Annotated in this window: 19 protein-coding genes; 10 read left to right on the top strand and 9 right to left on the bottom strand. The window is 70.3% G+C overall.

What is annotated here, in order from left to right; genetic code table 11:
- Window positions 1–217: 217 nt before the first annotated feature.
- The 4 genes from ABVN73_RS27110 to ABVN73_RS27095 all read left to right on the top strand — a co-directional run bounded on the left by ABVN73_RS27110 (window position 218) and on the right by ABVN73_RS27095 (window position 2,619).
- Window positions 218–574: a DUF2946 domain-containing protein gene (locus ABVN73_RS27110; RefSeq protein ID WP_353861665.1), complete on the top strand. Its 357-nt coding sequence runs from the start codon at window positions 218–220 to the stop codon at window positions 572–574.
- 39 nt (window positions 575–613) lie between these two features.
- On the top strand, window positions 614–1,120 hold the full coding sequence (locus ABVN73_RS27105; RefSeq protein ID WP_183180893.1) for a copper chaperone PCu(A)C: 507 nt from the start codon (window positions 614–616) through the stop codon (window positions 1,118–1,120).
- Between the two features lie 204 nt (window positions 1,121–1,324).
- Window positions 1,325–2,254 (top strand): DMT family transporter, encoded by a 930-nt coding sequence (locus ABVN73_RS27100; protein WP_353861664.1) that lies wholly within the window; start codon window positions 1,325–1,327, stop codon window positions 2,252–2,254.
- A gap of 167 nt (window positions 2,255–2,421) precedes the next feature.
- Complete coding sequence (locus ABVN73_RS27095) at window positions 2,422–2,619, top strand: hypothetical protein (protein WP_040138322.1); 198 nt, start codon at window positions 2,422–2,424, stop codon at window positions 2,617–2,619.
- Between the two features lie 63 nt (window positions 2,620–2,682).
- Here the strand turns inward: ABVN73_RS27095 and ABVN73_RS27090 are convergent, their stop codons facing one another.
- Both ABVN73_RS27090 and ABVN73_RS27085 read right to left on the bottom strand, forming a co-directional pair.
- A complete protein-coding gene (locus ABVN73_RS27090) occupies window positions 2,683–4,185 on the bottom strand; it encodes an aldehyde dehydrogenase family protein (RefSeq protein WP_353861663.1) in 1,503 nt (500 codons plus the stop codon).
- A gap of 35 nt (window positions 4,186–4,220) precedes the next feature.
- Window positions 4,221–5,879, bottom strand: coding sequence for a thiamine pyrophosphate-binding protein (locus tag ABVN73_RS27085; RefSeq protein ID WP_353861662.1), 1,659 nt, complete (start codon window positions 5,877–5,879; stop codon window positions 4,221–4,223).
- Window positions 5,880–5,988: 109 nt separating this feature from the next.
- Here ABVN73_RS27085 and gcvA point away from each other — a divergent pair, with 109 nt between their 5' ends.
- Window positions 5,989–6,897, top strand: a complete 909-nt coding sequence (gene gcvA / locus ABVN73_RS27080; RefSeq protein WP_353861661.1) for a transcriptional regulator GcvA — start codon at window positions 5,989–5,991, stop codon at window positions 6,895–6,897.
- Between the two features lie 165 nt (window positions 6,898–7,062).
- Complete coding sequence (locus tag ABVN73_RS27075; RefSeq protein ID WP_353861660.1) at window positions 7,063–7,710, top strand: DUF47 family protein; 648 nt, start codon at window positions 7,063–7,065, stop codon at window positions 7,708–7,710.
- A gap of 65 nt (window positions 7,711–7,775) precedes the next feature.
- Here ABVN73_RS27075 and ABVN73_RS27070 read toward each other — a convergent pair whose 3' ends face one another.
- Window positions 7,776–8,540, bottom strand: a complete 765-nt coding sequence (locus tag ABVN73_RS27070) for an SDR family oxidoreductase (RefSeq protein WP_353861659.1) — start codon at window positions 8,538–8,540, stop codon at window positions 7,776–7,778.
- 101 nt (window positions 8,541–8,641) lie between these two features.
- Between ABVN73_RS27070 and ABVN73_RS27065 the strand changes: the two genes are divergently transcribed.
- Together ABVN73_RS27065 and ABVN73_RS27060 are read left to right on the top strand one after the other, a co-directional pair.
- On the top strand, window positions 8,642–9,574 hold the full coding sequence (locus ABVN73_RS27065) for a LysR family transcriptional regulator (RefSeq protein WP_353861658.1): 933 nt from the start codon (window positions 8,642–8,644) through the stop codon (window positions 9,572–9,574).
- An 86-nt stretch (window positions 9,575–9,660) separates the two neighbouring features.
- The gene (locus ABVN73_RS27060) at window positions 9,661–10,881 is read left to right on the top strand and encodes a S41 family peptidase (RefSeq protein ID WP_353861657.1); all 1,221 of its coding nucleotides are present in this window, start codon (window positions 9,661–9,663) and stop codon (window positions 10,879–10,881) included.
- A gap of 4 nt (window positions 10,882–10,885) precedes the next feature.
- Here the strand turns inward: ABVN73_RS27060 and ABVN73_RS27055 are convergent, their stop codons facing one another.
- From ABVN73_RS27055 to ABVN73_RS27040, 4 genes are all read right to left on the bottom strand, one after another.
- A complete protein-coding gene (locus tag ABVN73_RS27055) occupies window positions 10,886–11,059 on the bottom strand; it encodes a DUF1328 domain-containing protein (protein WP_014199667.1) in 174 nt (57 codons plus the stop codon).
- Between the two features lie 146 nt (window positions 11,060–11,205).
- Window positions 11,206–11,520 carry a hypothetical protein gene (locus ABVN73_RS27050; protein ID WP_353861656.1) on the bottom strand — a complete coding sequence of 105 codons (315 nt, stop codon included), beginning with the start codon at window positions 11,518–11,520 and terminating at the stop codon, window positions 11,206–11,208.
- Window positions 11,521–11,622: 102 nt separating this feature from the next.
- A complete protein-coding gene (locus ABVN73_RS27045; RefSeq protein WP_353861655.1) occupies window positions 11,623–12,048 on the bottom strand; it encodes a PAS domain S-box protein in 426 nt (141 codons plus the stop codon).
- A gap of 27 nt (window positions 12,049–12,075) precedes the next feature.
- On the bottom strand, window positions 12,076–13,059 hold the full coding sequence (locus ABVN73_RS27040) for a PDR/VanB family oxidoreductase (protein WP_353861654.1): 984 nt from the start codon (window positions 13,057–13,059) through the stop codon (window positions 12,076–12,078).
- A gap of 233 nt (window positions 13,060–13,292) precedes the next feature.
- Here ABVN73_RS27040 and ABVN73_RS27035 point away from each other — a divergent pair, with 233 nt between their 5' ends.
- The gene (locus tag ABVN73_RS27035; protein ID WP_353861653.1) at window positions 13,293–15,047 is read left to right on the top strand and encodes a thiamine pyrophosphate-dependent enzyme; all 1,755 of its coding nucleotides are present in this window, start codon (window positions 13,293–13,295) and stop codon (window positions 15,045–15,047) included.
- A gap of 30 nt (window positions 15,048–15,077) precedes the next feature.
- Here ABVN73_RS27035 and ABVN73_RS27030 read toward each other — a convergent pair whose 3' ends face one another.
- Window positions 15,078–16,205, bottom strand: a complete 1,128-nt coding sequence (locus ABVN73_RS27030) for a saccharopine dehydrogenase family protein (RefSeq protein ID WP_353861652.1) — start codon at window positions 16,203–16,205, stop codon at window positions 15,078–15,080.
- A gap of 131 nt (window positions 16,206–16,336) precedes the next feature.
- Here ABVN73_RS27030 and ABVN73_RS27025 point away from each other — a divergent pair, with 131 nt between their 5' ends.
- A complete protein-coding gene (locus ABVN73_RS27025) occupies window positions 16,337–16,765 on the top strand; it encodes an Lrp/AsnC family transcriptional regulator (RefSeq protein WP_353861651.1) in 429 nt (142 codons plus the stop codon).
- A gap of 71 nt (window positions 16,766–16,836) precedes the next feature.
- Here ABVN73_RS27025 and ABVN73_RS27020 read toward each other — a convergent pair whose 3' ends face one another.
- A complete protein-coding gene (locus tag ABVN73_RS27020) occupies window positions 16,837–19,050 on the bottom strand; it encodes a xanthine dehydrogenase family protein molybdopterin-binding subunit (protein WP_353861650.1) in 2,214 nt (737 codons plus the stop codon).
- Window position 19,051: the final 1 nt, after the last annotated feature.

Raw genomic sequence — 19,051 nt, 5'->3', positions numbered from 1 at the left:
ACAAGCTCCCTGCACATCGCCTACAACCGGTCATCCGTCCTGTGGGTGGAATGGGCAGCGGTTGAACGGGGCAACGTCAGCACGGCCGTCGGCCTGCGGTCTTCCCTCAGGGAAGAAGGGCAGGGCGAGAGGGCATCGCGAGGGGAGCATCGCCGCGCCCGGCGCCTCGGCGCCCGCACCGCGCCGCTTCCGCTGGCGCTCCAGGCTGGCCGCGGCGATGGCCGCCGTCCTTCTGCTGATCCTGGTCCAAGTGCCGGGGCAAGCGGTCGCCATGCTGTCCGCCGGTCTGGCGCAGTCCTTCTGGGCGGCGTCGATGTGCGGCCCGGACGGGGCGTCGGACCGGATGCCCGACGCGCCCAATCGGCCGCAGCACGATCTGGAGCATTGCCTGGGCTGCCAGCTCGGCTGCGCGCCTCCGGCGATGCTCTCCCCGGCGGATGTCGCCGTTCCGCCGCCGCGCCTGTCCGGGGCGCTGCGCGCGCTTCCCCTCCGAACACGCAAGCTCCGCCGCCGGAGCGTTTTCCGTCCGAACGCCCGTGCCCCGCCGATGGCCGGTCCTGCCCCGATCGATTGACCACGCGATTCATCATTCTCTTCGCAGGACTTCGCCATCATGAAGAAGCACGCCCTCCTTCTCGCCGCGCTGGTCGCCCTGACCGCCGGCCCCGTCCTGGCCCATGGTTTCAAGGCCGGGCCGGTCGACATCGAGCATCCCTGGGCGCGCGCCACGGCGCCCTCGGCCCCGAACGGCTCGGCCTACATGGTGCTGAGCACCCACGGCCCGGACAGCGACCGCCTGCTGTCGGCCAGCACGCCCGTCGCCGACAAGGCGGAGCTGCACACCCACCTGATGGACAACGGCGTCATGAAGATGCGCCAGGTCGACGCCATCGAGGTGTCGCCCGGTTCGCCGACCGCGCTGCAGCCCGGCGGCCTGCACGTCATGCTGTTCGGCCTGAAGCAGCCGCTCGCTCCGGGCAAGGCCTTCCCGCTGACCCTGACCTTCGAGAAGGCGGGACCGGTCACCGTCCAGGTGGACGTGCAGAGCGCCGGGTCCGCCGCCCCGTCCCACGGCGGCGCCGGCGGGCCGCAGGCCGGCGGCACGCAGCACAAGCACTGAAGGACCGGTGCCGCGCCGGCCTGTCGTCAAGGGCCGGCGCGGCCGCAACCGGCGGTCGGCGCTGGCGGTCGGTACTGATATACCAGTATCGCATTTGACCGTCCGGCCCCATGGGCGCAGGGTGTGGCGCGCCGGTCCGGCACGAGGACGGCGCGCCACAGGAAGGAACGCCCCGCCCATGATTTTCCCCATGAGCGCCGCCCGATGACCGCCACGGAAAAGGCGCTGGCCGCCAGCTCCTCCGGGCGGGCCGGCATCGCCTGGATGCTGCTCACCACCCTTCTGTTCGTGACGCAGGACGCGACGCTTCGCGTCCTCGTGCAGACCTATCCCTTCGCCGAGGTCGCCTGGGCGCGCTTCGCGGTGCATCTGGCCATCGCCTTCGTCGTGGTGGCGCTGCGCTCCCCCAGCCACCTGATCGCCCAGCGTCCGGGGATGCAGATCCTCCGTTCCACCCTGCTGGCCGTGCTGACCCTGCTGGCGGCGGTGTCCTACAAGATCCTGCCCTTCGTCGACGTGGCGGCGATCGCCAACGTGGCGCCGGTCCTGGTCGCGGTCCTGTCCGTTCCGCTTCTGAAGGAGAAGGTCGGCTGGCGGCGTTCCATGGGGGTGCTGGGCGGCTTCATCGGGGCGATGATCATCATCGGCCCGGCCAGCCTCGTCTTCCAGTGGGCGATCCTGCTGCCGCTGGCCGCCGCGCTGTGCAACGCGCTCTACCAGATCGTCACCCGGCTGCTGCGCGGCGGCGATTCCACGCTGACGACCTTCTTCTACACCAGCATGGCCGGGACGGTGCTCTGCGGGCTGCTGCTGCCCTTCGGCTGGACGACGCCGGACCTGACGGGGGCGGGGCTGATGATCATGCTCGGCGCGCTGGGGGCGTGCAGCCATTACTGCCTGATCCGCGCCTATTCGGTGGCGGACGCGGCGACGGTGGCGCCCTTCGGCTACACGACGCTGATCTGGGCGGTGCTCTACGGCCTGCTGGTCTTCGGGGAGCCGCCCAGCGCCTCGACCCTCGCCGGCGGTCTGGTGATCGTCGCCGCCGGCATCTACATCTTCCACCGCGAGCAGGTGCGGGCGCGCGAGGCCGCCGTGAAGGAAGCGGCTAAGGACGTGGCGAAGGGGCCCTGAGCGGCCCCATTCCGCCAGGCGTTCCCTATGCCGGAGGCACGTACACAGGACGTTCAGGTACCCGAAATATCACGGGCCGTACGCGTCGAACTGTAACATCCTCCGCGTACCGTACGCCGGTCGGTGAGGGCCGGCGTTTTCTTCATCCACAAGCAACGAGAACAGCAATGAACGGACTGCCCAAGCAGACGTGGCGCTGCCGCGTTGCCGAACTGTTGAGCGATCCCGTGGTCCAGGCCGTGTTGCGTCGCGACCGCCTGACCCACGAGCAGGTTCTGGCACAGCTCACCCCCATTGCCGAGCACCTGCGCCGCAACACCTCCCCCGAACGACCCGCAAGGCGGCTTCCGCGCGAAGCCTTCTGACCTTTCCAACGAGAAAAGGCCGCCCGGTGAAACGGGCGGCCTTCTTCTTGGGTCCCGGCCGGATCAGCCGGCGATCTCGAACTTGATCCCCTGGGCCAGCGGCAGGGCGCGGGAGTAGTTCACCGTCGCCGTCTGGCGGCGCATGTAGCCCTTCCAGGCGTCGGACCCGGACTCGCGACCGCCGCCCGTCTCCTTCTCGCCGCCGAAGGCGCCGCCGATTTCCGCGCCCGACGGGCCGATGTTGACGTTGGCGATGCCGCAGTCGCTGCCCGACGCCGACAGGAAGCTCTCGGCCTCGCGGATGTCGGTGGTGAAGATGCAGGAGGACAGGCCCTGCGGCACCGCGTTCTGAAGCGCGATGGCCTCCTCCAGCGTCTCGTAGGTCAGGACGTAGAGGATCGGGGCGAAGGTCTCGTGGCGGACGATGTCGGTCTGGCCCGGCATTTCGACGATGGCCGGCTGCACGTACCAGGCGTCCGGATACTGATCGGCGAGCGCACGGCCGCCGCCGGTCACCACGCCGCCGTCGGCCTTGGCCTGCTCAAGCGCGCGCTGCATGCCCTCGAAGGCGGCCTTGTCGTTGAGCGGGCCGACCAGCACGCCGGACTCCAGCGGGTTGCCGATGGGAACCGAGGCGTAGGCGGCCTTGAGGCGCGGCAGCAGCGTGTCGCGCACGTCCTTGTGGACGATCAGGCGGCGCAGCGTGGTGCAGCGCTGGCCGCAGGTGCCCACCGCCGAGAAGACGATGGCGCGAACCGCCATGTCGAGGTCGGCCGACGGCGCGACGATCATCGCGTTGTTGCCGCCCAGCTCCAGGATCGGGCGGGCGAAGCGCTCCGCCACCTTCAGCGCGACCTCGCGGCCCATGCGGGTCGAGCCGGTGGCCGACACGATGGGGACCAGCGGGCTGGCGACCAGCGCCTCGCCGACGTCGCGGCCGCCGTTGACGACCTGGAGCAGGTCCGCCGGGGCGTCGCCGAAGCGGGCCACCGCGCGCTCGAAGATGCGCTGGCAGGCGAGCGCGGTCAGCGGGGTCTTCTCCGACGGCTTCCAGATCACCGGGTCGCCGCAGACCAGCGCCAGGGCGGCGTTCCAGGCCCAGACCGCGACCGGGAAGTTGAAGGCGGAGATCACCGCGCAGGGGCCCATCGGGTGCCAGGTCTCGCGCATCGCGTGGCCCGGACGCTCCGACGCGATGGTCAGACCGTAGAGCTGGCGGGACAGGCCGACCGCGAAGTCGCAGATGTCGATCATCTCCTGAACCTCGCCCAGGCCCTCCTGGACGATCTTGCCCATCTCCAGCGTGACGAGGCGGCCGAGGTCCTCCTTGGCGTCGCGCAGCTCCTCGCCCAGCAGGCGGACCAGTTCGCCGCGGCGCGGCGCCGGGACGGAGCGCCACGCCTCGAAAGCGCGCTGGGCGCGGGCGGCCACCTCCGGGATCTCCGACGCCGGGGTGACCGGCGCCACGCCCAGCGCAGCGCCGTCGATGGGCGAGTGGACGGACAGGCCGGCTCCGTCGGCGGGAAGCTCAAGGCCGAGGCGGGAGAGAAGGTCGCGGTGCTGCATGGAAAAGGTCCTCGGTGTAAGGCAACCGGTGGAGGTTAGCGCTGGCGCCCGGCGGCGCGGATGTCGGACAGGCTGCGGTTCGGCGTCAGGGCCTCGGGGTCGAGCTTGACGTGCAGGATGGCCGGCCGGCCGGCGGCGCGGGCGCGCTCGAAGGCCGGGGCGAACTCCTCCGTCCGCTCCACCGTCTCGCCGTGGCCGCCATAGGCGCGGGCCAGCGCGGCGAAGTCCGGGTTGGTCAGGGCGGTGCCGGACACGCGGCCCGGATACTCACGCTCCTGGTGCATGCGGATGGTGCCGTACATGCCGTTGTCAATGACCAGCACGATGAGGTTGGCGCCCTCCTGCACGGCGGTGCCGAACTCCAGACCGGTCATCTGGAAGCAGCCGTCGCCGGCGAAGCAGACCACGTCCCGCTCCGGGTGGAGCAGCTTGGCCGCGACGGCGGCGGGCAGGCCGTAGCCCATCGAGCCGCAGACGGGTGCGGCCTGCGTGGCGAAGCGGCGGAAGCGCCAGAAGCGGTGGATCCAGGTGGCGTAGTTGCCGGCGCCGTTGGTCAGGATGGCGTCGTCGGGCAGGGTGTCGCGCAGCCAGGACATGACGGCGCCCATCTGGACGGCGCCGGGGATGGTGGCCGGCGGCTCGCTCCAGGCGGTGTAGGCGGCGTGCGCGGCCTCGGCCTGTCCGGCCCAGGCGGGGGAAGCCGGCGGCTCCAGCCCGGTCACGGCGTCGAGGAAGCCCCCCGGCGTGGCGTTGATGGCGAGGTCCGGGTTGTAGACGCGGCCCAGCTCCTCCGGCCCCGGATGGACGTGGATCAGCGTCTTGCCGGTCTCCGGGATGCCGAGCAGCCCGTAGCTCTGCGACGGCACCTCGGAGAAGCGGCCGCCGAGCAGCAGGATCACGTCGGCGTCCTTCACCAGGGCGACCAACTTCGGGTTGATGCCCAGCCCGATGTCGCCCGCGTAGTTCGGGTGCGCGTGGTCGAACAGCATCTGGCGGCGGAAGGTGACGGCCACCGGCAGCGCGAAGGTCTCGGCGAAGACGTGCAGCGAGGCCACCGCGTCCTCGGTCCAGCGGGAGCCGCCGGCGATGACCAGCGGGCGCTGCGCCCCGGCGAGCAGCCGCCCGACCTCGGCGACCTGGGCGGGGGTGGGGGCGCTGTCCACCGGCCGGGCCGGGCGGGCGGCGGCCGCGTCCGCCGTCTCCACCAGCATGTCCTCCGGCAGCACCAGAACGACCGGGCCGGGGCGGCCGGCGAGCGCGGTGTGGAAGGCGCGGCTGACCATCTCCGGCACGCGGTCGGCGCTGTCGATCTCGGCCACCCACTTGGCCATGCCGCCGAACATGCGGGTGTAGTCGACCTCCTGGAAGGCGTCGCGCCCGCGCATGCCGCGCTCGATCTGGCCGATGAACAGGATCATCGGGGTGGAGTCCTGCTGCGCCACATGCACGCCCGGCGCGGCGTTGGTGGCGCCGGGGCCGCGGGTGACGAAGCAGATGCCCGGCCGGCCGGTCAGCTTGCCCTCGGCCTCCGCCATCATGGCCGCACCGCTCTCGTGGCGGGCGTTGACCGTGCGGATCGACGAGTCGTGCAGCGCGTCCAGCACGGCGAGGTAGCTTTCCCCCGGCACGCAGAACACGCGCTCGACGCCCTGCGCCTCCAGTGCGTCGACGATCAACTGGCCACCGGTCTTCATAGCGCGCTCGTTCCTCGGCTGGACGTTCAAATCCTCCTCAATCTGGCGGCAGGCCCCGCCCCGCGCAACCGACTTTCTTTCCCCCGGTCATGAGCTATAGTCATGACCCATGGGTCTGCAACGCCGTCTTCTCCCGTCCATGAGCGCGCTTTCCGCCTTCGAGGCGGCGGCGCGCACCGGCAGCTTCACCGCCGCGGCGCAGGAGCTGGCTCTGACCCAGGGCGCCGTCAGCCGGCAGATCAAGGCGCTGGAGGACCAGCTCGGCGTCCCGCTGTTCGCGCGGCGCGACCAGCGCGTGACCCTGACGCCGGCCGGCGAGTCCTACGCGGCGGAGGTGAGGGAGGCGCTGCACCGGGTGGGGGCGGCCACGCTCAGGGTCATGACCGCGCCGCAGGGCGGCGTGCTGAAGCTGGCGGTGCTGCCGACCTTCGGCACGCGCTGGCTGGTGCCGCGCCTGCCGGCCTTCCAGGCGGCGCACCCGCAGGTCATCATCCATTTCATGACGAAGATGGAACCCTTCGACTTCCGGTCGGAGGATCTGGACGCGGCCATCCATTTCGGCGCCGCCGACTGGCCCGGCGCCGTCTGCGAACGGCTGATGGAGGAGGAGGTCCTGCCGCTCTGCGCCCCGTCCTTCCTGGCCGCCCACCCGATCCGCGCGGCCGCGGACCTCGTGGCGCTGCCCCTGCTGCACACCACCAGCCGACCGGAGGCGTGGCGGGACTGGTTCGCCGCCCAGGGCATCGAGCGGCACGAGGGCGCCGGCATGTTCTTCGAGCAGTTCTCCACCACCGCCCAGGCGGCGATCACCGGGCTGGGGGTGGCGCTGCTGCCGACCCTCCTGGTGCAGGCGGAGATGCGGGACGGGTCGCTGGTCCCGGCGCTGGACCGGCCCTACCGGAACCCGGACCGCGCCTATCACCTCGTCCACCCGCCGTCGCGGGCGCATCACCCGCCGCTGGTGGCGTTCCGGGAGTGGTTGCTTGGGCAGTCCGTGAGCGACGAACGAAGCGCTTGAGAACGCAGCGAAAACTTCCTCTTGCAAGCCGAGGGGCGGAACGGGGGCCGGGACGGGGCGTCATCGTCAGGGCAGACAGGCCCTCTCCGTATGACGTTTTTGCTGCAAATTCATGACGCCCGGCGTTAAGAGGAAACGGCAGAACCGACCGAGAGAACCGTTTCCATGCTGCTGCTGCGCGCCATCCGCTCCATGATGCCCAAGGAAGAGCGGGTCATTGAGCAATTCATCGAGCAGGCCCGCCACATCGTCGACGCCGCGGCCGCCCTGGAAGCCGTCATGCAGGCCGGTCCGGAGGAGCGCGCCGACCGCACCGCGGCGCTGAAGCGGATCGAGAAGGACGCCGACCGCGTCGCCAAGGACGCCGGGCGCGGGCTGCACCGCGCCTTCATCACCCCCTTCGACCGGTCGGAGATCCAGGCGCTGATCAACGCGCTGGACGACTGCATTGACCTGATGGACGAGGTGCCGCGCCTCGCCGCGCTCTACGGCATCGAGACCTTCGACGACCGGATGATGCGCATGGCGGCGATCGGCCGCAAGCAGGCCGCCCTGCTGTCGGAGGTCATGCCGCTGCTGACCAAGATCTCCGTCCACGCCGACCGCATCCTGCACATCTGCGGCCAGATCTCCGACCTGGAGGACGAGGCCGACGAGATCCTGCGCGACGCCATGAAGTCGCTGATCGCCGAGCGTCCGGAGATGATCGACTTCCTGGGCCGCCGCGAGGTCTACGAGCTGCTGGAGGCCGTCACCGACCGCTGCGACGACGTGGGCGACCTCATCGAGGGCATCACCCTGGATCAGGCGTAAGGGCCGGTCTCATTGCCGGGCGGGGGGCGGAAGCCGCTCTTCCGGCCCCCCGTCCGGCTTCGGCGTCAAACCTGGGCCATGCCGCCGTCGGCGAACAGCTCCACGCCGTTGACGAAGCTGCTGTCGTCGGACGCCAGGAAGACGGCGGCCTTGGCGATTTCGTCGGGATCGCCGACGCGGCCCAGCGGCACCTGCGCCGCCAGATAATCCACCAAGCCCTGCTGCTGCGCCGCGTCCGGACCGGCCAGCTCGACCAGACCCGGCGTGCGGATCGGACCGGGGCTGAGCGTGTTGACGCGGATGCCGCGGTCCTTCAGGTCCAGGATCCAGCTGCGGGCGAAGTTGCGCACCGCCGCCTTGCTGGCGCTGTAGACGCTGAAGGCCGCCGTGCCCATGCTGCCGGCGGTGGACCCGGCGAGGATCACCGACGCGCCCCGGCCGAGCAGCGGCAGCGCCTTCTGCACGGTGAACAGCACGCCCTTCACATTGCGGTTGAAGGTGTCCTCATACTGCTCCTCGGTGATCGCGCCGAGCGGCAGCATGCCGCCGCCGCCGGCGTTGGCGTACAGCACGTCGAGGCGGCCCGCCTCGCTTTCGATGCGCTCATAGAGCCGGTCGAGGTCGGCCAGATTGGACGAGTCGGCCTGGACCCCCGTCGCCGTGCCGCCAGCGTCCCGGATCGCCGCGACCGCGGCCTCCAGTTCGGACGGGCGGCGGCCGGTGAGATAGACGGTGGCCCCTTCGGCGGCGAAGCGCTTGGCCGCGGCGAGGCCGATGCCGCTGGTGGCGCCGGTGACGAGGGCGATCTTGCCGTCGAGCTTGCGTGACATCGGTAGCTTCCTTGATTGGGTTGTTCGCTGGAGAGAAAGCTATCGACGGCGGAGACCCATCGAAATAGAAACGACTGAAAACCATCGTTGCAGGATTGGCGATGTCGAGGCTGCCGGATTTCGAAGGCTTGGCGATGTTCGCCAAGGTGGTGGAGGAGCGTTCCTTCGCCGGTGCGGCCCGCGCCATGGGCGTGTCGGTCGCCACGGTGTCGCGCGCCGTCGGCCGGCTGGAGGAGCGGTTGGGGGGACGGTTGTTCAACCGCACCTCGCGCCGGCTGGCCTTGACCGATTTCGGCCATTCCCTGGCCGAGCGTGCGATGCGCCTCTATGACGAGGCGGAGGCGGCCGAGAACGCGGCGCGCGAGCTGTCCAGCCGCCCGCGCGGCCTGATCCGGCTGGCGGTGCCGATGTCGTTCGGGCTGCGCTGGGTGGCGCCCCTGCTGCCGGACTTCTTCCGCCTCTATCCGGAGATTTCCATCGACCTGCATCTGAGCGACGCGACCGTCGATCTGGTGGGCGAAGGCTTCGACGCCGCGCTGCGGATCGCCGTGCTGCCGGACAGCTCGCTGGTGGCCCGGCGGCTGTGCCCCATCGCTCCCGTCGTCCTTGCCGCTCCCAGCTATATTGCCCGCCATGGCCTGCCCCGGCATCCCCGTGACCTGAAGGACCACCATTGCCTGGGCTATGCCTACCGGCGGCGCCAGGACATCTGGCGCTTCACCAACGGCGCCGGCGAAGAGGAGAGCGTGATGCCGTCCGGCCCGCTGCGCGTCACCAACGCCGACGCCTTGGTGCCGATGCTCCTGGAGGGGCTGGCGATCGCCGAACTGCCGGAGTTCATGGCGGCGGAGCATCTGGCGGACGGGCGGCTGACCGCCATCCTGACCGACTGGTCGCTGCCGAAAGGCGGGCTCTACTTCGTCACGCCATCGGCCCGCACGCGCCCGGCGAAGGTCGGCGTCCTGGCCGACTTCCTGGTCGAGCGCCTGTCCGAACCGGTGTGGCGGCGGTCCATCGACGCGGACAAGGTCTGACACGTTCCGGTTATGGTTAACGGTACATAAACCAATTCACCGCTAATTTCGAAGCATCGCCGCTCCGATCCCGAGAGATTGCCGCCGTGAAGCTGCGCCTCGTCACCGCCGCCGCCCTTTGCGCCTTCCTCGCGATCCCGGGGGCCATGACCACCGGACGGAGCGCGCAGGCCGCAGGCGACTCCACTCCCTACGGCCACAGCACGGAAGCGGAGGAGATCGACCGCTTCGTCCGGGCGTTGCGCACCATCCGCGGCCAGTATGTGGAGCCGCTGACCGACCATGAGCTGGTCGACATCGCCATCAAGGCGATGGCCGGACGGGATCGCTATTCCGCCTATCTCGACGACGGCGAATACCGGCAGTTGCAGGCGTCGAACGACGGCGCCTTCGCCGGGCTGGGCATCCGCTACGAAGCCCACGGCACCCGAGTCCGCATCGCCGAGACCGTTCCCGACTCCCCCGCGGAGGCCGCCGGCCTGCGCTCCGGCGACGTGATCCTGGCGGTGGACCAGCAGCCGGTGGGCGGGGCGGAGCTGGCGACCGTCAAGCAGATGCTGAGCGGGCCGGAAGGGGCGGCGGTGTCGCTGACCGTCCTGCGCGCCGGCACGCCCGACCCCTTCGAGGTCAGTGTGGTCCGCGGCAAGCTGCGCATCCCCTCGGTCCGGCTGGCCGCCGTCGGTACGGTGGGCTACATCCGCATCACCCGCTTCGACCGCCAGACCGCCACCGGGGTCAGCACGGCCATCCGCTCGCTGCGCGACCGCATCGGGCCGGACATGGGCGGCTTCATCATCGATCTGCGCGACAATCCCGGCGGGCTGGTGCAGGCGAGCGTCCGCGTCGCCGACGCCTTCCTCGACAAGGGGACGATCCTGACCGCCCGCGGCCCCGGGCGCGGGGCGGACAAGACCTACACCGCCACACCGGGCGACGAGACGGACGGCCTGCCGCTGGTGGTGCTGGTCAACGCGAAGTCGGCCTCGGCCGCGGAAATCCTGACCGGGGCGCTGAAGGACCACCGGCGCGCGACGGTGATCGGCACGACGACCTTCGGCAAGGGGATCATCCAGAGCGTCATCCCCTTCGACAGCGGGGCGCTGAAGCTGACCACGGCGCGCTACTACACGCCGTCGGGCCAGTCGATCCACCAGATCGGCATCCAGCCCGACGAGACCATCGCGGAGCCGGCCGCGGAGGACGGGCAATCCGCCGCGCCCTCCGGCGGCATCCCCAGCGCGGCCAACGATCAGGCCTTCGCCCGCGCGCTGTCCATTCTCCGTCCCCAGTCAGCGGCGCTCCGCTGACGGATCAGAAAATCACCTCGCCGGCCAGCAGGGCGAGGACCAGGAAGACCAGGAAGATGATCAGAGCGATCCCGAAGAGGATCTTCGCGACGCCCGCCGTGGCCGACGACACGTTGGTGAAGCCGAGCGCGCCGGCGACCAGGGACACCACGAAAAAGATCAACGCCCATTTCAGCATGGACCGCTCCTGCGCGTTCTGAAACCCAGCCGGCATGTCCGGCAGGGTAGGAACCTCGCGAACCGCCGCGGGTTCCCGCGGCGGCCGGCCCGGCTCCCCTATTCGTCCGGGTCCGGAATTCCGCAGGATGGCCGTGCCGTTGCGGGTTACCACCCGGTGCCGGAGCGGTTCGGCAGGGATTGGCGGGTCATGCCCTGGTCCATGCCGGACTCGTTGGGCGACCGCGTGCGGCTTTGCGGCTCGCTCACCCCGGACCCGCTGTAGGAGCCGGGGCTGGAACTGGTCCCGTTCGGGTTGACGTTCGGCTCGTCCACGCCCTGGCTGCCGGACATGCCGCCGCCCGTGAGGCCGCTGCCGGGGCCGCCGCTGTTCATCCCGCTGCTGCCCGTTCCGCCGCCGTCCATGCCCGAACAGGCGGCCAGAAGCATCGCGGCCGACGCCGCGATCATCAGATTGCGCATGTCGCACTCCCTACGCTGATGTCTTGAAGGTACAGCCCTTTTCAACGGACGCCCGCCCGGGAGGGTTCCGATTCTCGGGAGGTCCGTGCGGCAACGGGCGTTTCAGCGTCCGGCCGCCTGACGGCGCAGCGCCTTCAGTTCGTCGAACCGGGCCGTGACGTCGCGCATGACCGCCGCCATCCCCTGCATCGCCCCGTCGGCGTCCTTCAGCGGCACGATGGTGAACTCCACCGAGATGCGGGTCCCGTCCTTGCGCGTCGCCGGCACCGACAGCAGATCGCCGCTGCCGTAGCGGCTCTCCCCCGTCTTCATCACCTGATCGTAGCCGTCCCAATGGCGCTGGCGCTGGCGGTCGGGAATGATGATGTCCAGCGACTGGCCGAGCGCCTCGTCGGCGGTGAAGCCGAAGACGCGCTCCGCCCCCGCGTTCCAGAAGCGGATGATGCCCTTGCGGTCGGAATAGGCGATGGCCTCGGCCGGGCTGTTCAGCAGCGCCAGCCCCAGCCGTTGCAGGTCGTTCTCGGTCATAGGCTCCCCCTCGTCCCTGTGTTGCGGTCAAACGTCCAGAACCAGGCGTGCGCTGCGGGCGCGCGACACGCAGATCATCATGCTCTTCCCGGCGGCGCGCTCAGCGTCGGACAGGACGCTGTCGCGATGGTCGGGCTCCCCCTCCAGCACCGCCGTCTCGCAGGTCCCGCAGATGCCCTGCTCGCACGACGAGGCGACGGGAACCCCCGCGGCGTCGAGCGCGTCCAGCACGCTCGTTCCTTCCTTCACCGCGACGGTCACGCCGGAGCGGGCGCAGACGACCTCGAAGCGACCGTCCGGCGCCGCGTCACGCCCCGCGTCCGCGCGCGGCGTGAACCATTCGAAACGCACGTCCTGCGACGGCCGCGCCGCGGCCGCGACGGCGTCCATCAGGCGCTGCGGACCGCAGCAATAGATCAGCGCATCGTCGGGCGTCGCCGCGAGCAGGTCGGTGACCGCCAGCCGCCGACCCTCGTCCGCGGCGTGCACCGTCACCCGGCCATTTCCCAACTCGCGAAGCTCGGCGAGGAACGGCGCCTCGGCCGCGCTGCGCACGCAATAATGCAGGACCCAGTCGGCTCCCCGGCGCGCCGCCGCGCGGATCATCGGCAGCAGGGGCGTGATTCCGATGCCTCCGGCGATGAAGCGGTAGCGTGGGGCGTCGTCGAAGCGGAAATTGTTGCGGGGCGGAGCGACGGCGACCGTGGTGCCGAGCCGCAATTCCCCGTGGATGAAGCGCGATCCCCGCCCGCCCGGCTGGTTGAGGACGGCGATCCGGTAGGCGGAGCGATCCGCCGGGTCGCCGCACAACGAATAGGAGCGCACCGCCCCGTCCGGCAGATGCACGTCGATGTGCGCGCCGGGGTCGTAGGGCGGCAGGGCCTCGCCCTCCGGATCGCGCAGTTCCACCAGCAACACATGCGGAGCCACCCGCTCCAGATGATGAACGCGCAGCGGGCGTGTCGTCGCCGGTGGCCGCTGCGCATTCTCCCCGAGACCGGTTGTCGTCATTCCTTCGCCCACCAGGATGGTTGTACGGACCTGCATCCCGGCCTGCGTTCGGACGCCCAGGGTGAGCGGGGCATCTCTGGCATGCCAGATACATTGCAGCCACTCTAAAACCTCAACTTAACTTGAGGTCAAGAGCCAATCACCTCCTGCCGTCCGGGGAACCGTCCCGGCTCCGTTCGGTTGCCGATGGATCGAGCGACTTCATCACGACCGTTTGCGACGGAGACTCCCGCATGGCGAGCACGGCTTCCGACATCCTGGTGGATGTTCTGGTGGATTGGGGTGTGGACACGATCTTCGGCATGCCCGGCGACGGCATCAACGGCATCGTCGAGGCGCTGCGCCGCCGCCAGGACGAGATCCGCTTCATCCAGGTCCGGCACGAGGAGGCGGCGGCCTTCGCCGCCTGCGGCTACGCCAAGTTCACCGGGCGGCTTGGCGTGTGCATCGCCACCTCCGGCCCCGGCGGGCTGCATCTGCTGAACGGTCTCTACGACGCCAAGCTCGACCACCAGCCGGTGCTGGCGATCACCGGGCTGCAATACCACGACCTCGTCGGCACCTACACCCAGCAGGACGTGGAGCTGGACAAGGTGTTCCAGGACGCCGCGCTCTACAACCAGCGCATCATGGGGGCGGCGCACGTCCGCAACATCGCCAATCTGGCTTGCCGCACCGCGCTCGCCCACCGCGGCGTGTCGCACATCACCATCCCCGTCGACCTGCAGGAGCAGGGCATCGGCGCCGACATGCGCGCGCCGCGCAACGTGAAGGGCCACAACACCGCCCTGTTCGCTCCCCAGCTTCCCGTCCCGTCGGAGGCGCAGACCCGCCGCGCCGTGGAAATCCTCGACGCCGGCAAGCGCGTCGTCATCCTGGCCGGCCAGGGCGCGCTGCGGGCGACCGACCAGCTCGAACGGCTGGCCGACAAGCTCGGGGCGGTGATCGTCAAGGCGCTGCTGGGCAAGGCCGCGGTGCCGGACGACAGTCCCTTCACGACGGGACAGGTCGGGCTGCTCGGCACCGCCCCCTCGCAGGAGGCGCTGGAGACCTGCGACACGCTGCTGATCGCCGGCTCGACCTTCCCCTACATCGAGTATTACCCGAAGCCGGGGCAGGCCCGCGCCATCCAGATCGACATCGACGCGGCGCGCATCGGCCTGCGCTACCCGGTGGAGGCCGGGCTGGTCGGCGATTGCGGGCTGGCGCTGGACATCCTGACCGAGCGGGTGCGGCGGCACGAGGACCGCTCCTTCCTGCAGACCGCGCAGGCGGGCAAGGCGGAGTGGATGAAACTGATGGAGGAGCGCGGCACCCGCCCCGACCTGCCGATGAAACCGCAGGTCGTCGCGTGGGAGCTGGGCAAGCGCCTGTCCGACACGGCCATCGTCGCCTGCGACAGCGGCACCATCGCCACCTGGTGGGCGCGGCAGATCCCGGCGCGGCGCGGCCAGATGCATTCGCTGTCCGGCAACCTCGCCACCATGGCGCCCGGCGTTCCCTACGCCATCGCGGCGCAGCTCGCCCATCCCGGCCGACAGGTGGTGGCCTATGTCGGGGACGGCGGCTTCTCCATGCTGATGGCCGATTTCGCCACGGCGGTGAAGTACAAGCTGCCGATCAAGGTCATCATCAACAACAACAACTCGCTCGGCCAGATCAAGTGGGAGCAGATCGCCATGCTCGGCAACCCCGAGTATGTCTGCGACCTCCAGCCCATCGACTTCGCCAAGGTGGCCGAAGCCTGCGGCGGCCGGGGCTTCACCATCACCGACCCGAAGGATTGCGGCGCCACGCTGGACGCCGCCCTTGCCCATCCGGGGCCGGTGGTGGTGGATTGCCTCGTCGACACCAACGAGCCGCCGATGCCGCCGAAGGTGCAGGCCAAGCAAGCCCTGCACTTCACCGAGGCGCTGGCCCGCGGCACCCCCGACGCTCTGAAGATCGCCGCCACCGTCTTCAAGGGCCGCGCCCGCGAGGTGATCTGAGGCGCGGCCCGTTGGGGGTGAGGCGCCCGCTCAGGCGGCGCGCCCCACCCCCTGCTGCGATCCCTGTTGGGGCGCCGCGTCGGTCATCGCGTAGTTGCGCCCGAAGCGGTTGGCGATGAAGTCGGCGTAGCGCACCTCCTCCTGCTTGACGAAGCCCCGCTGCGGCAGCGTGCCGTCGGCCAGCAGGTCGAGCACGGCGCACATCCCCGACGCGGTGGTGATCTGGATGCCGTTGTAGAAGGTGCCGCCGATCTCCCGCCCGTAGATCTTGTTGGCGTAGGTCTCCTGGAGCAGCCGACCCCGCTTCGTCCCGGTCACCGTCACGAAGATCAGAACGACGTCCTGGAGGGTGGCCGGGATCGAGTGCTCCAGAATGTCCTTCAGCAACTCCCGCCGGCTGCCCAGCCGCAGGTCGTGCAGCAGCGCCTTCATCAGGTCGCGGTGCCCCGGATAGCGGACGGAGCGGTAGTTGAGCGTCCGCACCTTGCCCGCCAGCGTCTCGCACAGCGTGCCCAGCCCGCCGGAGGTGTTGAACGCCTCGTACAGCACGCCGTCGAGGGAGAACTCCTCGCGCTCCTCCAGCGGCGGGACGGAGACGAGGCGGCCTTCCACGATGGCCTCGCAGGGCTCCAGATACTCGTTGATGACGCCCTCGGTGCTCCAGGTGAGGTTGTAGTTCAGGGCGTTGGACGGGTATTTCGGCAGGGCGCCGACGCGCATCCGCACCGTGTCCAGCGTGTCGAAGCGCGAGGCCACGTCGTTGGCGACGATGGAGATGAAGCCCGGCGCCAGCCCGCATTGCGGGATGAAGGCCGAGCGCGCGCCGTCGGCCAGCTCCTTGACGCGCCGCGTGCTCGCCACGTCCTCGGTCAGGTCGAGGTAATGGGTGCCGGCGTCCCGCGCCGCCTCCGCCACGCCGACGGTCAGGTGGTAGGGCAGCGCGCTCAGCACCGCGAACTTGCCGCGCATCGCCTCGGCGAGACCGGCGGGGTCGGCGGCGTCCACCACGCGCGTCTCCATGCGCGGGTGGACGGGCAGCCGCTCCAGCGCCTCCGCCGAACGGTCGGCGACGGTCACCCGGTAATCGCCCGTGGCCTTCAGGAAGTCGCCGATGGTCTCGCCGATCTTGCCGCCGCCCATCAGAAGAATGTCGCGCATCGTCCCGAACTCCCTGCTTCTTGGTTTGCGTCGTTGTGACGCAATCTTGACCGGACGGCCTGTCGATGTGCAGGGTGCAGGGCGCCGAAACGCCGAAAATCGGTCGGCATAATGACGGAAAGGCCGGCGATATGATGGACGAGCTGGATCAGCAGCTTCTCGACGCGCTTCAGGACAACGCGCGGGAGCCCACCGCCGCGCTGGCCCGCCGCCTGCGCGTGTCGCGCAGCACGGTGCAGAGCCGCATCCAGCGGCTGGAGGAGCGCGGCGTGATCGCCGGCTACACGGTGCGGCTGTCGGACGAGACGGCGCGCCGGATGATCCGCGCCCACGTCTCCATCAACCTGTCGCCCAAGCTGACCGCCGCCGTGGTCCAGGCGCTGAAGCGGATTCCGGAGGTGCGGGCGCTTCACGCCATCAGCGGCGCCCACGACCTGATCGCCGTAGTGCGGACCGGAACGATGGAGGAGATGGACGCGCTGATCGACCGCATCGGCGCCATCGACGGCATCGAGCGGACGACCTCGTCGATCATCATGGCGACCAAATTCGAGCGCTGACCGACCCAAGCTCAAAAAGAAAGCCCCTCTCCCTGAACGGGAAGAGGGGCTTTCTCCAACGTGACGGAGCGTTACACCATGCCCGAGCGGGTGAAGGGCAGGTGGTGCAGGCGCTTGCCGGTGGCGGCGAAGACCGCGTTGGCGACCGCCGGGGCGGCGGTCGGTACGCCGGGCTCGCCGACGCCGGTCGGACGGGCGGTGGAGGGGAGGATGTGCACCTCGACCGGCGGCATCTCCGAATTGCGGAGCGGCTGGTAGGTGTCGAAGTTGCTCTGGTCCACCAGCCCGCCGGTGAGCGTGATCTCGTCGCGCAGCGCGTGGCCGATGGCCCAGCCGGTGCCGCCGGAGATCTGCGCCTCGACGATGTTCGGGTTCACGACCTGCCCGCAATCCACCGCGCAGACCACGCGGTCGATGGTCACGCGGCCCTGCTCGTCCACCGAGACCTCGGCGACGTGGGCGACGAAGCTGCTGAAGCTCTCATGGACGGCGATTCCGCGGCCCTTCCCCTTGGGCAGAGGCTGGCCCCAGCCGGCCTTCTCGGCCGCCAGCTTCAGCACGCCCTGGAGGCGCGGGTGGCCCTTCAGCATCTCCAGCCGGAAGGCCACAGGGTCCTTGCCCGCCGCCGCGGCCAGCTCGTCGATCATCACCTCCTTGGCGTAGGCGGTGTGGGTGTGGCCGACCGAGCGCCACCACAGGGTGGTGACCGGGGACTTCGGCGAATGCAGGTCGACGTACAGGTTCGGCACGGCGTAGGCCATGTCCGAGGACCCTTCGACCGAGGTGGCGTCCACGCCGTTCTTGACCATCACGGCTTCGAACGGGGTGCCCTCCATGAAGCTCTGCCCCACGATGTTCTGCCGCCACGCCACCAGATTGCCGGAGGCGTCCAGGCCGGCCTTCACCTTGTGCAGGAACAGCGGGCGGTAACGGCCGCCGCGGATGTCGTCCTCGCGCGTCCACACCAGATGGACCGGCGCCTTGCCATAGGCCTTGGCGATGGACACCGCCTCCGCGATGTAGTCGGCGTCGGTGGTGGCGCGGCGGCCGAAGCTGCCGCCCGCCCAGACGGTGTTGATGACCACCTGCTCCGGCTTGCAGCCCAGCATGGCGGCGGCGACCTTCTGCTCGACCCCCTGGAACTGCGAGCCGGCCCAGATGGTGCAGCCGCCGTCGGGGTTCAGCTCGACGGTCGCGTTCAGCGGCTCCATCGGGGCGTGGGCGAGGTAGGGGAAGACGAACTCCGCCTCCACCACCTTGGCGGCGCCGGCCAGCGCCTTCGCCGCGTCGCCGGTGTCGGTGGCCACGTTGCCCGGCTGGTCGGCCAGCTTGCGGTAGTCGGCGAGCATTTCCTCGGTGCCGCGCATCTCCGCCTTGGCGTCGTCCCACTCCACCGTCAGCGCCTCGCGGCCCTTCATGGCGGCCCAGGTGTTCTTGGCGACGACGGCGACGCCCCTCGGCAGGGTCAGCACCTCCAGGACGCCCGGCACCCGCTTCGCCGCGGCGGCGTCCACCGACTTCACCGTGCCGCCGAAGCGGGGGGAGCGGGCCATCACCGCCGTCACCTGGCCGGGGCGGCGGATGTCCATGGCGAAGATCGCCGTGCCGTCGGTCTTGGACACATGGTCCAGCCGGTGCAGCGACGGGTTGCCGATCAGCGTGTAATCCTTGGCGTCCTTCAGCGCGACGTTCTGCGGGACGGGCAGCTTCGCCGCGTCCTCCGCCAGCTCGCCGAAGCGGACGCTGCGGTTGGAGGCGGCGTGGCGGACGACGCCCTTCTCCACCGTGACGGACGAGGCCGGGACCGACCAGCGCGCCGCGGCGGTGGCGACCAGCATGGCGCGGGCGGCGGCGCCGGCCATGCGCAGTTCGTCCCAGCTGTTGGCGACGGCGGTGGAGCCGCCGGTGCCCTGGATGCCGAAGAAGTGGTTGGCGTAGAGCGCGCCGTCCGCCGGGGCGAAGGCGCCGCGCATCTGCGCCCAGTCGGCGTCAAGCTCCTCGCCGACGATGGTGGTCAGGCCGGTCATGATGCCCTGGCCCTTGTCCAGATGCTTGACCAGAACGGTGACCGTGTCGTCGGCGGCGATGCGGATGAAGGCCTGCGGGCGCGGGTCCGCCGGGCCGACGACCTTGGGGGCGGCGGCCTCGCCGGCGAAGCCGGGCCCAGACATCATGGGGGGGAGCATGGCGCCGAGGACCAGGGCGCCGCTGGCCCCCTTCAGGAAACCGCGGCGCGAGGGCGCGGCGACATCGGCCGCCGCCTGCTTGATGAGCTGGTTCAGCATG

This window comes from Azospirillum formosense (assembly GCF_040500525.1).
Lineage (GTDB): Bacteria > Pseudomonadota > Alphaproteobacteria > Azospirillales > Azospirillaceae > Azospirillum > Azospirillum formosense_A.
Note: the sequence above shows the minus strand (reverse complement) of the source record. Positions and strands in the feature narration are given on the sequence as shown.

Excerpts from the sequence above, each read along its gene's own strand:
- ABVN73_RS27110 (WP_353861665.1), top strand. The coding sequence starts at position 218 with ATGGCCGCCGTCCTTCTGCTGATCCTGGTCCAAGTGCCGGGGCAAGCG.
- ABVN73_RS27105 (WP_183180893.1), top strand. The coding sequence starts at position 614 with ATGAAGAAGCACGCCCTCCTTCTCGCCGCGCTGGTCGCCCTGACCGCC.
- ABVN73_RS27100 (WP_353861664.1), top strand. The coding sequence starts at position 1,325 with ATGACCGCCACGGAAAAGGCGCTGGCCGCCAGCTCCTCCGGGCGGGCC.
- ABVN73_RS27095 (WP_040138322.1), top strand. The coding sequence starts at position 2,422 with ATGAACGGACTGCCCAAGCAGACGTGGCGCTGCCGCGTTGCCGAACTG.
- ABVN73_RS27090 (WP_353861663.1), bottom strand. The coding sequence starts at position 4,185 with ATGCAGCACCGCGACCTTCTCTCCCGCCTCGGCCTTGAGCTTCCCGCC.
- ABVN73_RS27085 (WP_353861662.1), bottom strand. The coding sequence starts at position 5,879 with ATGAAGACCGGTGGCCAGTTGATCGTCGACGCACTGGAGGCGCAGGGC.
- gcvA (WP_353861661.1), top strand. The coding sequence starts at position 5,989 with ATGGGTCTGCAACGCCGTCTTCTCCCGTCCATGAGCGCGCTTTCCGCC.
- ABVN73_RS27075 (WP_353861660.1), top strand. The coding sequence starts at position 7,063 with ATGCTGCTGCTGCGCGCCATCCGCTCCATGATGCCCAAGGAAGAGCGG.
- ABVN73_RS27070 (WP_353861659.1), bottom strand. The coding sequence starts at position 8,540 with ATGTCACGCAAGCTCGACGGCAAGATCGCCCTCGTCACCGGCGCCACC.
- ABVN73_RS27065 (WP_353861658.1), top strand. The coding sequence starts at position 8,642 with ATGTCGAGGCTGCCGGATTTCGAAGGCTTGGCGATGTTCGCCAAGGTG.
- ABVN73_RS27055 (WP_014199667.1), bottom strand. The coding sequence starts at position 11,059 with ATGCTGAAATGGGCGTTGATCTTTTTCGTGGTGTCCCTGGTCGCCGGC.
- ABVN73_RS27050 (WP_353861656.1), bottom strand. The coding sequence starts at position 11,520 with ATGCGCAATCTGATGATCGCGGCGTCGGCCGCGATGCTTCTGGCCGCC.
- ABVN73_RS27045 (WP_353861655.1), bottom strand. The coding sequence starts at position 12,048 with ATGACCGAGAACGACCTGCAACGGCTGGGGCTGGCGCTGCTGAACAGC.
- ABVN73_RS27040 (WP_353861654.1), bottom strand. The coding sequence starts at position 13,059 with ATGACGACAACCGGTCTCGGGGAGAATGCGCAGCGGCCACCGGCGACG.
- ABVN73_RS27035 (WP_353861653.1), top strand. The coding sequence starts at position 13,293 with ATGGCGAGCACGGCTTCCGACATCCTGGTGGATGTTCTGGTGGATTGG.
- ABVN73_RS27030 (WP_353861652.1), bottom strand. The coding sequence starts at position 16,205 with ATGCGCGACATTCTTCTGATGGGCGGCGGCAAGATCGGCGAGACCATC.
- ABVN73_RS27025 (WP_353861651.1), top strand. The coding sequence starts at position 16,337 with ATGATGGACGAGCTGGATCAGCAGCTTCTCGACGCGCTTCAGGACAAC.
- ABVN73_RS27020 (WP_353861650.1), bottom strand. The coding sequence starts at position 19,050 with ATGCTGAACCAGCTCATCAAGCAGGCGGCGGCCGATGTCGCCGCGCCC.